The sequence below is a fragment of the Rhodococcus sp. TAF43 genome, assembly GCF_052113525.1.
GTDB lineage: Bacteria > Actinomycetota > Actinomycetes > Mycobacteriales > Mycobacteriaceae > Prescottella.
Window position 1 is genome coordinate 63,773 of sequence record NZ_JBFRDL010000004.1, and the last position, 12,720, is coordinate 76,492.

Consider the following 12,720-nt stretch of genomic DNA (forward strand, 5'->3'; position numbering starts at 1 on the left):
ACGGCCGCAGTCGCGGCAAGCCATCTGTGTGTGACTGCTGGTTACTGTTAGCTGAACCATACAATGGGCATTGTCACAATGGCAACGGTCACTCGGCGGCGGCGTCGAGTTTTGCCTGCTAGAGCGGGCAGCGAATGGGTGTACGACCGGAGCACCTCGACCCATGCGGCGTAGCCAGCGCCGCCCAGATGGAGGCGATCACGGGTGAAGTCGGCTCGCAGGCCGCCGTTCTCATCGGCGAGCGCGGGCCACAGGTCGATGTAGACGGCATCGGACTGTTCGGCGATGTCCCGGTACGCGCCATTGAGTTCGCGGATCCGCCCGGCGTACCGGCGTTGCCGGGGCACCACGGTCTGCACGAACAAGGGCACTTCGGGTGCGCGGTCGCGCACCGCGCCGACCAGCCGCCGCATATCGGCAGCGACCCGGTCGGGGGACCTGCCCATACCGATATCGTTCGTCCCGACGGGCAGAAATACCGCGGCCGGAGCGTCGATCGAGGTGTCCACCGGTGTGGTCAGGCGCTCCATCATCCCTAGCTGTAGACACGGCGTTTCCGGGCGCGCGGTGTGTCTAGTTGATGGGCAGGTTGATATAGACCATGACGGCCACGAACGTGAGGATGGGGATGCTCCAGGCGAGGCGCGCTCGCTGATAGCGGATCCAGGTTCGGATGATCTCCGTGAAAGTCATTCCCCGCCAGGTCGGTTGCCGCATGCGTCGCCCTCGTCCACTCCCGACCGTCGCCGTATCAAGCGCCAGGCGAGCGAAGGTCCGCTGTCACTCCGTGCGCTGATGACATGGCCTGGTGGAGTCCGGACCCGCACGGGGCGGTCGGCGGGTCGGTCATGGTCTTGGGTGGCGGGGTGTCGGCGGTGGTGGGCTGTATCGACGTGAGTAGGCGATGTATCCGACGTATCCGAGCAGCGCCAGTATCGGGAGCACGGTGACGGTCGGCCTGATCCAGAACGGGACGTGTACTCCGGCGGCGGTGATGCCTGATAGGCATGTGACCCCGACGATGATGAGGGTGACAAGGACGCCGATCCACTCGAGGTCAGCGATGAACTTGGTGTTGAACTCGTTCCTGTTCTCGGGCCGTGTCCAGTAGTTCGCGTGCGGTCCGGCCACATTGAAGGCGCGGTCGGGGATCTTGGGGATGTACCACCGAGCGCCACCACAGATCAGTGCTGTGCCGAGGGCGAAGGCGCAGGTGATGGTGACGTACTGGCCGAGGCTCATCCATTCGGTGATCTCTCCGGATCCCTCGAAGTGCGATGGCAGCTGGCCGGGTGCTGTGAGTAGCAGCCCGCTCGTGGCGAGTACGAACGCCACGCCGGATCCGACGAGCGCACACGATGATGGGCGCACGCGATTCGGTGATTTCCCCATGCGCGGACCATACTCACCGGCAGCTTCCACTGTGACGCAGGGTGATTGCCGAGAACGCGGGGGAGGCGGTCGCCCGAAGGCGCAGGGCCGCCTGCAACCGGTCCGCGGCCTGAGCCGTTCGACATGATCGGCTCGGTCGATTCCCCCATTTTCGTGGCATCACTCACAAACCGGCTTGTCAGATTGCTTTTCGTTTCGGCGGCGTGCTGATGTCGAGGCATCGCCGTCGATTCGCGGCGGCGGGGATAGGGAGGATTCCCAGGTGGGGACCATGAAGACAGCAGCGAAGGTCGCGGCCGCGGCGGCGGGCGCGTGCGCCACTTTGGCACTCGGCGCCGGCACGGCATCGGCAGCTCATCTCTACTCAGGGGAGGGGTACCAGGGAATCTCGTTCGACCACAGCGAGACTCGTGTTCTGCGGGATCTAGGCGCGGGCAACGCGATGGACGCCGTGGTGCCGCGGGATTGGCTCGGCTTCTACCTCGGCGACGGCTCGATCTACGACACGCACCCGACGTGGGTGGACGCGACGATCCAGCAGGTGATCGACGAGACCGTCGCTCGCGGCGGCTACATGCAGTTCAGCGTGAACGATCCCGCCATCTGGGGTAGCCGCTTCGACGTCATCCAGCAGTGGTGACCATGAAGGCAGCAGTGAAGATCGCGGCCGCGGCGGCGGGCGCGTGTGCCACTTTGGCTCTCGGCGCCGGCACGGCATCGGCGTTCACGGTGCAGTCGATCGCGGGCGGCACTGAGATCCACGTCAATCACGTTGAGGCCGTGACGCTCTCGCAGGTCCGCATTGCGGGTCCGCTGCTGAATCCGTTGTACCCGCATCTGACGAGCACGTTTGGACCCGAGCTCCGCACGGGCGACGCAGTCCAGCGGTCCATCGACCTGGCTGCCACACGCGGGAACGGCGGTGCCGCCGTGCAGATCTTCGGGCCGCTGCACCATCCCGAGCGCGTGGCGTTCTACCACTACGAGTGACCGAAATGGGAAGGCCCGCCCCGACAGGGCGGGCCTTTCGTCGTCTGAGCGGGCTATCCGATGACGATGACCTTTAGCTTCCGCCAGAACCCGTGTGTGTTGGCGACCTTGGCGCGCCAACGCAGCTGGTCGTGGTAGCTGGCCTGAGTCGCCCCGGCGAACCCTCGGGCAGCGACACCCTTCCCGACGGCCAGCTCAGGTGAGTCGCCTCCCAGCAGCGCGGCACCTGCGCCGGCCGCTGCGGTGATGTCCTTATATTTGAACCTGTACGGCTTGTTGGCGGACGTCTCCCCAGACCGGGTATTGCGCTTCTGCTGCATGACCGACCTCCCCTCTGATCCGAGTGTGCCACTCAAACGTGCGCGGGTGAACCGAGCGGCCCGTCAGCGGCTAGGTTGTGCGACGAAGCCTTAGTCGAAACGTCAGGTCCACCACCGACCGAATCACCTCGCTGGCGTGAACACCGTGAGTGCTTCTGTGTCGTACCGGGCTGCCACAATCACGAGACGTCTTGCGACATCAGTGGATCAATCTGACAAGGAGCTTGCACGTTATGAGCGGAACAACGACAACACGGGCCGCGGAGCCTGAGGATCTGAACCGGCTGATTGTGGAGCGACTGAATGCCGGCGACGTGGATGGGTTGGTCGCACTGTACGAGCCTGACGCGGTGCTTTCCTTGCCGGATGGTCGGGTCGCGACCGGATCTTCCGAGATCCGGGCTGCCTATGAGCAGCTTGTCGCGGGCGCCCCGGTGTTTGCCCCGGGCGAGACACGGCCCGCTCTCCGAGTCGGTGATCTGGCGATGACATCGGTGCACCTCGCTGACGGTGGTGCCACCGTCGAAGTAGCTCGCCAGCAGCCGGATGGCAGCTGGTTGTGGGTGATCGACCAGCCCCAAGTCCTCGGGTAACGACGGACAAACGCCTACGGTCTGCGAGACTGACGACCCAGGACCTGCCCGGCGACGCTCGATCCCCTCTCCTTCTGATCGAGGCGGTCATCAACTTCGTTTGCTCGGTCCGCGTCGTTCTGCAATGGGTGATCGGCATGGGGGCCTGGGGTCCAGGATCTGGTGGCCGCGAGGTGGTGTCGGTGTCTGGGTGGGATTTCTCGTGGCTGGACGGGCGGGCGACGGAGGAGCGGCCGTCGTGGGGCACCGGCACAGGCAGTGACGAGGCCGAAAAGGCTACGGGCTGCCGTGACATCCAGGTGTTGCACAAGGTAGATACTCTCGACAGGGACGCACTCGGCAGTGCGGTCGACGGCGTCAAAGAGAGCGGCTGGACGCCGATGATGGGCAACGCGCTGCGAGAAGCTGCCGCAGCCATGCCGAGCTCGGGACCGCGCTCGATCGTGCTGGTCTCCGATGGCGAGTACAACTGTTCGCCACCCGATCCCTGTGAAGTTGCCAGGGAATTGAAGACCCAGGGCGTCGATTCGGTGATGCACGCGATCGGTTTCGCGGTCGACAGCGCGGCCCGCGCCCAGCTCACGTGCATGGCCCAGGTGACTGGGGCACCTACACCGACACAGCGGACGGACCGGCTTTGGAACGAGTTCGACCACGGGCGTCACGATCGCAGTCGCCGCAGCAGTGGTCGCTCTGTGCGGTATCGGCGGCTGGCTCGTGATGCGTTCGCACCCCAGGTAGTCCGGTGCGGGCAGCTCCGATTCGGCGGAAAGTGCTCGCGCGCACTACTGTCGTGGATGTGCTGAACTCGGGGAACAGTATTCGGAAGTCGCAGTCCCACACCGGCCGGAAGGCTCGCCTCGGTGCCGTCGCGGTCGGGTTGACGGTCGGATTCGCTTCCGTCGCCGTACCGGCGGCTGCCGCCGACCCAGCGGGCGGGGAGCTGGCCTGGGGCCCGTGCCCCGCCGAGTACGCGCTCGATCCGGACACCGACCAGTGCGGCACCGTCACGGTGCCGCGTGACTATGCGAATCCCGGTGCCGGATCGATCGACGTCCTCGTCACCCGTCACAGCGCCGAGGACCCGGCCGCGCGCCGGGGCGTGCTGTTCACCAACCCCGGCGGGCCCGGCGGCGACGCGATCGCGTCCAACGGCATGTTCGCGCAGGCGCTTCCCGAGCAGATCCGCCGGCAGTGGGACTTCATCGGTGTGCAGCCCCGGGGTCTCGCGCATGCTGGGGCGGTCGAATGTGCCGTCACCCCGGAGCTTTTGGCCGCAATGAACGTCGGCTTCGCGGGCGGGGCAGCGCGGCTGGCGTGCGACGGTGCGGCACCCGGCGCCACCGCGCACATCACGACGGAGAACACCGCCCGAGACTGGGAACAGGTGCGGATCGCGCTCGGTGTCGACGTGATCGACGTCTACGGCCTTTCGTACGGCACGATCCTCGCCTCGACGTACGCGACACTGTTCCCGCGGCACACGGGACGGATGGTGCTCGACTCGGCGGTCGATCGCGAGTGGCTGTGGAACGACGTCCTGTGGCACCAGAACGACGGCTACAAGGCGCGCTTCTATGACCTCATGGACTGGATCGCGGCGAACGACGCGATCTACGGCCTCGGCGGCACTCCGCTGCAGGTGTACCAGCGCTGGTCCGACCGTATCGTCGGAGAAGCGGGGGGCAACCCCACCCTCGCGCCCCCACCGGCGCAGATCGGCGACGTCCCACCCGGCCTGGAGAATGTCGCCGATGCGTACCGGGCCGGTGTCGACCTCACCGGGCCCGCCCGGGTCCAGTTCGAGGCGTTCTTGCGTCGTCTCGCCGATCCCGCTCACGCTCAGTCCGCGTCGAGTATCTATGCCCTCACACGCCAAGTGCTTCCCGCTCGGAACAGCTGGCCGATGGTCGCCCGCGTCATCCGGGACGGCCTCGGGGCACTTCCCGAGGGTGTGCCCAGCGACGTCACCGAGGACCAACTCAACTCGATTGTCCAGGCCCAGATGATGCAGGCGATCGTGCTTTGCAACGAGAACGCGGTCGCGCCGCGGCCAGAGCGGCTCCCGGGCTGGCTCTTCTCGACGTTCGTCACGGGCGACCTGTTCGACGCCATCGGCTACGGCTACAGCGCAGGTCCGGGGTGCGCAGGGGCGCCGCCGGTGACCGCGCTACCGGAGATCGGCAACCACGGTTTGGCCACGGCGCCCCTCGTGCTGCAGGGATTGCGGGACCCGCAGACGCCCTACGACGGGGGTGTCCGACATGCCCGCGACATGAACGCGCACCTGGTCACCGTGGAAGGCGGGGACCACGGCGCCGCCATCCAAGGCGGCAACACCACGGTCGACACAGCGATCACGGACTACCTGCTGACCGGGGCCACCACCGTCACGCGCGTCCCGGAGGCGCCGATAACCGCGCCGCTGTAGCGCGTGTGCGCCGGTCGACAGCCGGTTCTTCTGCGTGGCAGGCGATGTCGACCGCAGGCTCGAAGCGCTTGCAAGGTCGAGCAGGTGGCCGATCTGGCAGGGGATGAGCTTGCCGGCTTCCTGATCGCGCTCGTCGTTCGGCTACGAGAGATGTTGGAGCACTTAGCCCAGGATGACGTGCAGTCCGCGGGAGCCGGTTCCTCGGACGATCGCTGAGGGTGTAATCGCGGCGGCACACGAATCCAGGAAAGTGGCTCTTGTGCTGACCATTTCAGCGCAGCGTCGGCTCGTCAGCGGCGGCAGCCGACCGTGGCCTCGGGACACCACAGCTGCCCGGTCTGTCGGCTTCTGGCGGCTACGATCGATCCCGGGGATGTGCTCCGGGTCGAGGACGTGCCCAGGGGTGGAGGATCTGGAAGTGCAGGTGGGGGAGTTGGCCGACAGTCAGGGCATGTGGAGTGTGCGGGGCGCGCGGATCGCGATGATCTGCGCGGCCGCCATGATCGCCGTGCCGGCGCCGTTGTTGATCGTCGGCCTCGTGTCCACCACTGACCGGACCACAAGCACCGGGCACGCCGAAGGCTGCGAAGTGCTCTCGATCCGGAAACCTGGATGGTTCCGCGGCAAGGAATCGGCGAAGATCGGCACGACCTGCGGGACTCTGTCGACCCCGCAGACCGGCGCGATCATCGACAGCCTGGTAGCCGGACAGGTCTACGACTTCGACGTGCTCATCAACACCGTCAGCGGCTCGACCTCCCGGATCATCACGCGGTCCACGCCACAGTCGACCCTCGAACACCTGCAGCAGCAGGTGCTTCCGAAGTGAGGACGACTGTGGCGCAATGGATCCGCCGGCACCAGTTCTTCGCCACGATGGTCATCACCGTGACAGCTCTCGGTGGTGCTGCTGCCCTCAGCACGACTGGACTGCGATCACCGCACAGGACCATCACCGACCGCTTACGAATCGGCGTCACATACGACTTCGATGTGACCGAGCGCATCGTGTGGTTCGTTCGGACCACGCTGATCGACGAAGCCCGGCCGTCGCGGTAGCCCGCCGCCGGCCGGGTCCGTCGGTCGTCGGGCTGACGGGCTGTGAATCGCCACCGGAGTTGTCATTTCCCGGGGCTCTGACCTGCGGTGTGACAACAACCATGTCGAGGACAGCGTCGATCGTGGTCAATGTAGATGGATTGCCCGAGCCGTGCTGGGGTGCTGGATCAGCCTGCTTCGCGGCCGGTGGTGTCGTGCGTTACGTTGCTTCGGTCGCGGCGCTGTTCGGCGATGGATGGGTTGGTGTTGGCGCGGACGATGTCTTCGTCGATGACCACGTCTGCGATGTCGTCGCGGCTGGGGATGTCGTACATGAAGTGCTGGAGCACTTCTTCCATGATGGCTCGCAGGCCCCGGGCTCCGGTTCCTCGGATGATCGCTTGGGAGGCGATCGCATCGAGAGCATCGGCCGTGAAGGTGAGTGTGACGCCGTCGATTTCGAAGAGGCGTGCGTATTGCTTGACGAGCGCGTTCTTCGGCTCGTGTCGATCTGTATGAAGTCTTGGTGCGGGTGTTTGYGGCCGCCTTGTGGGGGAACGCTTGCTTGGGTTCCTTCGAGGATTTTCAGGAGAGCTTGTTGGACGCCTTCGCCCGAGACGTCGCGGGTGATCGACGGGTTCTCGCTCTTGCGGGCGACCTTGTCGATTTCGTCGATGTAGATGATCCCGGTCTGGGCTCGATGAACGTCGAAGTCCGCGGCCTGGATCAGGTTGAGGAGGATGTTCTCGACGTCCTCGCCGACGTAGCCGGCTTCGGTGAGGGCCGTGGCATCGGCGATCGTGAAGGGGACTTTGAGCATGCGGGCGAGAGTTTGTGCGAGATAGGTTTTTCCACAGCCTGTCGGCCCGAGCATCAGGACGTTCGATTTCGTGAGTTCGACAGTGTCACCGTCGGAGGCCTCGCTGCTGTCGCGCGCGGCGCGGATTCGCTTGTAGTGGTTGTAGACGGCGACAGCGAGCGACCGCTTGGCAGCGTGCTGACCGATGACGTATTGGTCGAGGTGAGCGCAGATTTCGGCCGGGGTGGGCATGCCTTCGCGTTCGAGAATTCCGGGTTCGGCCAACTCTTCTTCCAGGATCTCGTTGCACAGGTCGATGCACTCGTCGCAGACGTAGACGCCGGGGCCGGCAATCAGCTTCCGCACGTGCTTCTGGCCCTTGCCGCAAAACGAGCATTTCAACAGGCCACCGCTATCGCTGATCTGTGCCATGTCTCACTCCTCGTCAACGCTGATGGGTGGGTGAAATGTGCGCGTCAGTGGTCTCGAGTTCGTGCGGTGAGGGCGTCGGCGCGTGCGCAGGCACCGGGGCCGATGCTGCGCGAGGTGATGCGTCCATCGGAGATGGAGACGGCAGCCTCGGTGTCGTCATCGACGTTCGACAACCCGCAGGCTGCGGCGATCTCACCGTTGGGGTCGACCATCACCTGCACGCGCGGCCACGCGGCGGAGGGGAAGGCTTGGCGCAGCGACCGGCACATATCGGCGAGTGCCAATCGTGCCAGTGGCGCTAGCTCGGCGATGTCAGCGGTTACGAGAACAGCGGTGACTGGCGATTCACGGGGTGCTGTACGGACCAGGTGCTCGATGCACTCGAGCCGGTTCATCCCGACTACGGCAACGATTCCGTCGTCGATCGCCGTCGGCTTGCCGCGAACAACATCGGTTGCCCTGGGGACGGCCCACTCCTCGTCGACGGAATTCACAGCGACGTCAGTTGCCGGAAGAATCCACGGATCGTCGATGACGATTCCAGTGATGTGTCGACAGGTTGCGATCACCTTGGAGTGATCCACGAAATCGGGTGCAACGAAGGATAATTCGCTTGCACCGTACAGAACGGTGAGCACGGATTCGGCGACGCCGACCATGCGCTCGGCGGCCCGGGAGAGTCCCTCGAGGGCCAAGCCGAGAAGTATGGCATCGAGCTTCACCAACTGGGCGAACGGCCGCTGAAACCGTTCGTCAGTGAGGATTTCGGGGATGAGGTCCACGCCGAGCATCGGAGAGGTGAGCTGAACTGATCCCTGATACTCGTAGTTGTTGGTCCGGGGCAGTCGATCCACCCAAGTGCTCGCGAACACCGCCAGCGCGCCCTCCGGGTCATCTGCATAAGTGTTCAGGACTTCGCCGGCGTTCTCCGCCTCCTCCGCGAGGACCGCTAGATACAGGGCACGCTTGCCGGGAAAGTTGGAATACACCGCGCCCCGGGTGAGGTCCGAGCGGATGGCGATGTCGTCCACGGTCGCTTTGCGGAAGCCGCGCTCGGAGAATTCGGCTCGGGCTGCCGCGAGCACCCTGCGCCGGTTGAGCTCTTGCTGCTGGACCCTCGTCAGCCGCGCCATCGCTCCGATTCCTCCCCTCCCTCTGATTCATCCCATTTCAAATGCTGTAATCATCCGAATGTTGCTAGCATCCGAATGTACACGGGGGTGCTCCGCCGGGGGAGTGTTCGATCACTGGACCGCCCTTCAACAGGGCTATCGGCGATGCCAGGGGGCGAGCGCGGGAAGGGCAAACTGTCGGGCGCCTGACCAGTGCATCGACGACTGTCGATGACGTCCTTGCCGAAGCCCGCGCACGTTGAGCCTGCCTACCGTGCCGCCGTGGACGTCATCTGCCGAATCTGTGGAAGGCGAGTAGGCCCTGGCTCGAACTATCACGCCCTTGCTCGCCTGGGACCCCTAGGTGCCCGATCGGCATGTCGCCGAATATTTGAATACCGGCTGTTAGGTTTGTCTAGTGCGGCATTCAGGGCAAAACCGAGTCGGTCTGACATCATCTGAACTGTTCTTCCGCAGCCGTGCAGGCGCCGCTGTTGCGGTGGCGGCGTTGGCCATTTCGGCCGGCCTGACCGTCAGCTTCCTCGCAGGGAACGACTACATAGACCTGCTCGTCTACCGCATGGGCGCGAGGGTGCTGCTCGACGGCGGAGACATCTACGGCGCGTTGCCGCCCGTGGTCGGCGATTTCGGGCTGCCGTTCACGTACCCGCCGCTCGCGGCAATGTTGTTCGTCCCGCTCGCGCTGATGCCCCTCGGGCTCGGCAAGCTCGTGTTCACCCTCGTATCTGTCGCCGCGCTGGCGGTGACACTACGGATGGTCCTTGCACGTGTGAGGCCGGATGTGGGCGCGCGGGCCTCGTGGACCATGACTGCTGTCGCGGTCGCCGTCGCACTGCAACTCGAGCCCGTTCGCGAAACCATCAGCTTCGGGCAGATCAACATGGTTCTGATGGCATTGGTCGCAGTCGATGTGCTGACGGAGAAGCCGAAATGGCCACGCGGGCTACTGATCGGGCTCGCGGCCGCGATCAAACTGACCCCCATAGCTTTCCTGCTGCTCTTCCTGCTCAAACGCGATTGGCGGACCAGTGGCCGCATCGTCGTCGCGGCCCTCGGATTCACCGCGCTGGCTTTCGCCGTGATGCCCGAGGCGTCCACGAAATACTGGTTGCAGACCCTCCCGGATACGGGCCGGATCGGCCCGGCCTACTTCGCCAACAACGCGTCCTTCAAGGCGGTCATCTCGCGATTCGGGCCGCCCGAGCACCTCGGGTCGGTCCTGTGGTTGGTCGCAGTCGTCGTGATGCTGGTGGTCGCGGTGATCGCGATCCGCCGCGCAATCGACCACGACGATCTGGTCGTTGCGTTGATCGCGAACGCGACGGCAGTCCTGTTGGCCTCGCCTGTGTCGTGGTCGCACCACTGGGTGTGGGCAGCCCCAGCGCTGCTGGTCCTGGCGCTCGCGGTGGTGCGCGCGCCTTCTGCATGGAATGCCGTCGCCGCCACCGGTATCGGTGCACTCTTCCTGATCGGCCCGCAACACCTGTTGCCGACGGCCGGGGATCGCGAGCTCGACTGGGCCCTGTGGCAGCACGGATTCGGCACTCTCTACGTGACGGTCGGGTTCGGGTTCTTGGTGTGGCTTGCCTTCGGGGCCTATCGAAACAGGTCGGCAGCCCGTGAGTTGAGCCGTGGCGACATCCGCGCCATCCGTGCCAACCGCTGACTGCCCCATCGTGATTTCGGGCCAGCAGTCCTCGCTGTTCCTGGGACTGCTTTCGGATGCCCGAGGGGCAGCACCCCCGAGGTTGCCCTCAGCGGGGTGCTCAGGACCCCAACTCGGGTTCGCTGGATCGGATTTCGGACGAGGAAAGGGAGCTTCTGATGTCGTCGAAGGTCACGTCCGTTCTCATCGACGCGGAGACCGGTGCAGTGCTGAGTGTTGATGAGGGCGACGTCGTTCCGGAGGGCGCGGCGCCTGGCGCTTAGCCGATGGCCCAGGTCCCGGGGCAATGCTGGCGCCCGCCGCTGCGGGCCTCGTTGCTGGGACTCGACCCACGAGCCCCCTCTTCTACGGATAGGTCAGGGCCTCGGTGACGGACTCGGCTCGTTGTTGTCAGCGAGTCACACCCAGTAAGGCACACGAGCCCGATACTTGCGGAGGGCGTGGATCGCGAGTGCCCACCCGGCGGCGGTGAAGCCCAGCACGATGTACCAGTGGTACGCCCGCTGGTCCTGTCCGAGCAGCGGCGCCCGGATGATCTCGAGATAGTGGTAGAGCGGGTTGATCTCCGCGATGCGTGCACGTTCTCCGGCCCGGTCGCCGAGGGCCTGCGTGGTCCACATGACCGGAGTGAGCACGAACAGCAGCAGCGTCAGGCTGCCGAGGATCGGTGCGATGTCGCGGTAGCGGGTGGCGAAGATGCCGAACACGATCGATACCCACAGCGAGTTGAGGACGAGCAGCGCAAATGCGGGGATGGCCGCTACCGCAGTCCAGTGCATGTTGTGCCACACCCCGAATGCGAACAGCAAAACCACGTACACCACCAGAGTGTGGGCGAAGAGCAGCACCTGCCTCCACACCAGGCGATAGACATGCACGCTCAGGGCCGACGGCAACTGCTTGATCAGACCCTCGTTGGCAATGAAGACCTCGGAGCCCTCCAGGATTGATGCGTTGATCAGGTTCCACACGATCAATCCGACAGTGACGTAGGGAAGGAGGAAGTTCAGAGGAATATGAAGCAAACCGGCGTAGAGCAGGCCCATCGCAGTCGCCTGCACGCCAGTGGCGATGGTGACCCAGAACGGGCCGATCACCGAACGACGGTACCTCTGTTTGATGTCCTGCCACCCGAGGGTGAGCCACAGTTCCCGCTGAGCGAACCCCTCCCTCAGATCCTGGAAGGCCCGCCGGAACGTCCGAGAATCAGCAACGTGGATGTCGGAGGTAGGGGCCAGCACTTCGTCCGAGACTAGTGGCATGGAACCCGAGGCTAGCGGCTTCGCGTGCAGTCCCAGGTAAGCAACGTGCTTCGCCCCACCGCGAACATCATTTCTGTGTGATTTCCTGCCCCGGACCACTCTGCCGGCAACGCGGATCAGCTATCTGGCTGGGTAGTCCGGTGAAGGACGACTTCAAGCGAGTAGCTACGACGTCTCCGGGATCGGCCAAAATAGCGCGGTGTGTCCCGCCCATCCTCGCTGCATCTCGACCGCCATCGCGGTCAGCCTGCGCGCATTCGCGTCACGCCCACCAGTAGCGCCGCGGAGTGTCCATTCGGTGATCTCTCCGGACCCGTCGAAGTGCGACGGCAGCTGCCCGGGTGCTGTGAGCAGCAGCCGGCTCGTGGCGAGTACGAACGCCACGCCGAATCCAACAAGCACGCTCCAGGATGGGCGCACGCGATTCGGTGATTTCCCCATACGCGGACCATATGCACCGGCCGTTTCCACTGTGACGCATGGCGATTGCCGAGCGTGCAGGGGAGGCCGTTGCGACCCCCGCACCGCAGCCCTGCATTTTGGTGGGCTACCGGAGGTCAGGCGAAACGGGACGAACACGCTGCGCTTCCGGAGCATATGAGACCATTGGGTATGAATATGCAGTTTTGGGAGGTAACGGCGCTCTTCCGGCATCTGCGGAACT

At 65.0% G+C, this 12,720-nt stretch carries 16 protein-coding genes and 1 pseudogene; 9 read left to right on the plus strand and 8 right to left on the minus strand.

The features are described 5' to 3' along the window. Positions 1–47: 47 nt before the first annotated feature. The 3 genes from AB4Z09_RS04480 to AB4Z09_RS04490 form a co-directional block, all read right to left on the minus strand. Positions 48–533, minus strand: a complete 486-nt coding sequence (locus AB4Z09_RS04480; RefSeq protein WP_442239247.1) for a GDSL-type esterase/lipase family protein — start codon at positions 531–533, stop codon at positions 48–50. A 40-nt stretch (positions 534–573) separates the two neighbouring features. Beyond that, positions 574–717: a hypothetical protein gene (locus AB4Z09_RS04485; RefSeq protein ID WP_174913712.1), complete on the minus strand. Its 144-nt coding sequence runs from the start codon at positions 715–717 to the stop codon at positions 574–576. Between the two features lie 129 nt (positions 718–846). Next, positions 847–1,392, minus strand: a complete 546-nt coding sequence (locus AB4Z09_RS04490; protein WP_442239248.1) for a hypothetical protein — start codon at positions 1,390–1,392, stop codon at positions 847–849. 271 nt (positions 1,393–1,663) lie between these two features. Between AB4Z09_RS04490 and AB4Z09_RS04495 the strand changes: the two genes are divergently transcribed. Further along, entirely contained in the window at positions 1,664–2,032 is a 369-nt protein-coding gene (locus AB4Z09_RS04495; protein ID WP_174913709.1) for a hypothetical protein, read from the plus strand. A 2-nt stretch (positions 2,033–2,034) separates the two neighbouring features. Further along, positions 2,035–2,382, plus strand: a complete 348-nt coding sequence (locus AB4Z09_RS04500) for a hypothetical protein (protein ID WP_442239249.1) — start codon at positions 2,035–2,037, stop codon at positions 2,380–2,382. Positions 2,383–2,435: 53 nt separating this feature from the next. On the opposite strand, the gene AB4Z09_RS04505 is transcribed toward AB4Z09_RS04500, so the two are convergent. Then, positions 2,436–2,702, minus strand: a complete 267-nt coding sequence (locus AB4Z09_RS04505) for a hypothetical protein (protein WP_174913704.1) — start codon at positions 2,700–2,702, stop codon at positions 2,436–2,438. Positions 2,703–2,935: 233 nt separating this feature from the next. Here AB4Z09_RS04505 and AB4Z09_RS04510 point away from each other — a divergent pair, with 233 nt between their 5' ends. The 6 genes from AB4Z09_RS04510 (at position 2,936) to AB4Z09_RS04535 (ending at position 6,785) form a co-directional block, all read left to right on the plus strand. Then, entirely contained in the window at positions 2,936–3,295 is a 360-nt protein-coding gene (locus AB4Z09_RS04510; protein ID WP_174913701.1) for a YybH family protein, read from the plus strand. A 137-nt stretch (positions 3,296–3,432) separates the two neighbouring features. Beyond that, positions 3,433–4,101 (plus strand): vWA domain-containing protein, encoded by a 669-nt coding sequence (locus AB4Z09_RS04515; RefSeq protein WP_429517185.1) that lies wholly within the window; start codon positions 3,433–3,435, stop codon positions 4,099–4,101. Between the two features lie 14 nt (positions 4,102–4,115). Next, entirely contained in the window at positions 4,116–5,726 is a 1,611-nt protein-coding gene (locus AB4Z09_RS04520; protein ID WP_442239293.1) for an alpha/beta hydrolase, read from the plus strand. An 84-nt stretch (positions 5,727–5,810) separates the two neighbouring features. Further along, positions 5,811–5,942, plus strand: coding sequence for a hypothetical protein (locus AB4Z09_RS04525; protein ID WP_302675466.1), 132 nt, complete (start codon positions 5,811–5,813; stop codon positions 5,940–5,942). A gap of 187 nt (positions 5,943–6,129) precedes the next feature. Next, positions 6,130–6,555 carry a hypothetical protein gene (locus AB4Z09_RS04530; protein WP_174913695.1) on the plus strand — a complete coding sequence of 142 codons (426 nt, stop codon included), beginning with the start codon at positions 6,130–6,132 and terminating at the stop codon, positions 6,553–6,555. Further along, positions 6,552–6,785 (plus strand): hypothetical protein, encoded by a 234-nt coding sequence (locus AB4Z09_RS04535; RefSeq protein WP_174913692.1) that lies wholly within the window; start codon positions 6,552–6,554, stop codon positions 6,783–6,785. Before AB4Z09_RS04530 ends, AB4Z09_RS04535 begins: the two co-directional genes overlap by 4 nt. A 167-nt stretch (positions 6,786–6,952) precedes the next feature. Here the strand turns inward: AB4Z09_RS04535 and clpX are convergent. Then, positions 6,953–7,995: pseudogene (gene clpX / locus AB4Z09_RS04540) on the minus strand (ATP-dependent Clp protease ATP-binding subunit ClpX). A 44-nt stretch (positions 7,996–8,039) separates the two neighbouring features. Beyond that, positions 8,040–9,128, minus strand: a complete 1,089-nt coding sequence (locus AB4Z09_RS04545; RefSeq protein ID WP_442239250.1) for a TetR/AcrR family transcriptional regulator — start codon at positions 9,126–9,128, stop codon at positions 8,040–8,042. 478 nt (positions 9,129–9,606) lie between these two features. Here AB4Z09_RS04545 and AB4Z09_RS04550 point away from each other — a divergent pair, with 478 nt between their 5' ends. Next, on the plus strand, positions 9,607–10,794 hold the full coding sequence (locus AB4Z09_RS04550) for a glycosyltransferase 87 family protein (RefSeq protein WP_254622668.1): 1,188 nt from the start codon (positions 9,607–9,609) through the stop codon (positions 10,792–10,794). A 398-nt stretch (positions 10,795–11,192) separates the two neighbouring features. Here the strand turns inward: AB4Z09_RS04550 and wzm are convergent, their stop codons facing one another. Next, positions 11,193–12,056, minus strand: a complete 864-nt coding sequence (gene wzm / locus AB4Z09_RS04555) for a galactan export ABC transporter permease subunit Wzm/RfbD (protein ID WP_174913681.1) — start codon at positions 12,054–12,056, stop codon at positions 11,193–11,195. Positions 12,057–12,221: 165 nt separating this feature from the next. Then, positions 12,222–12,440: a hypothetical protein gene (locus AB4Z09_RS04560; protein WP_442239251.1), complete on the minus strand. Its 219-nt coding sequence runs from the start codon at positions 12,438–12,440 to the stop codon at positions 12,222–12,224. Positions 12,441–12,720 lie beyond the last annotated feature (280 nt).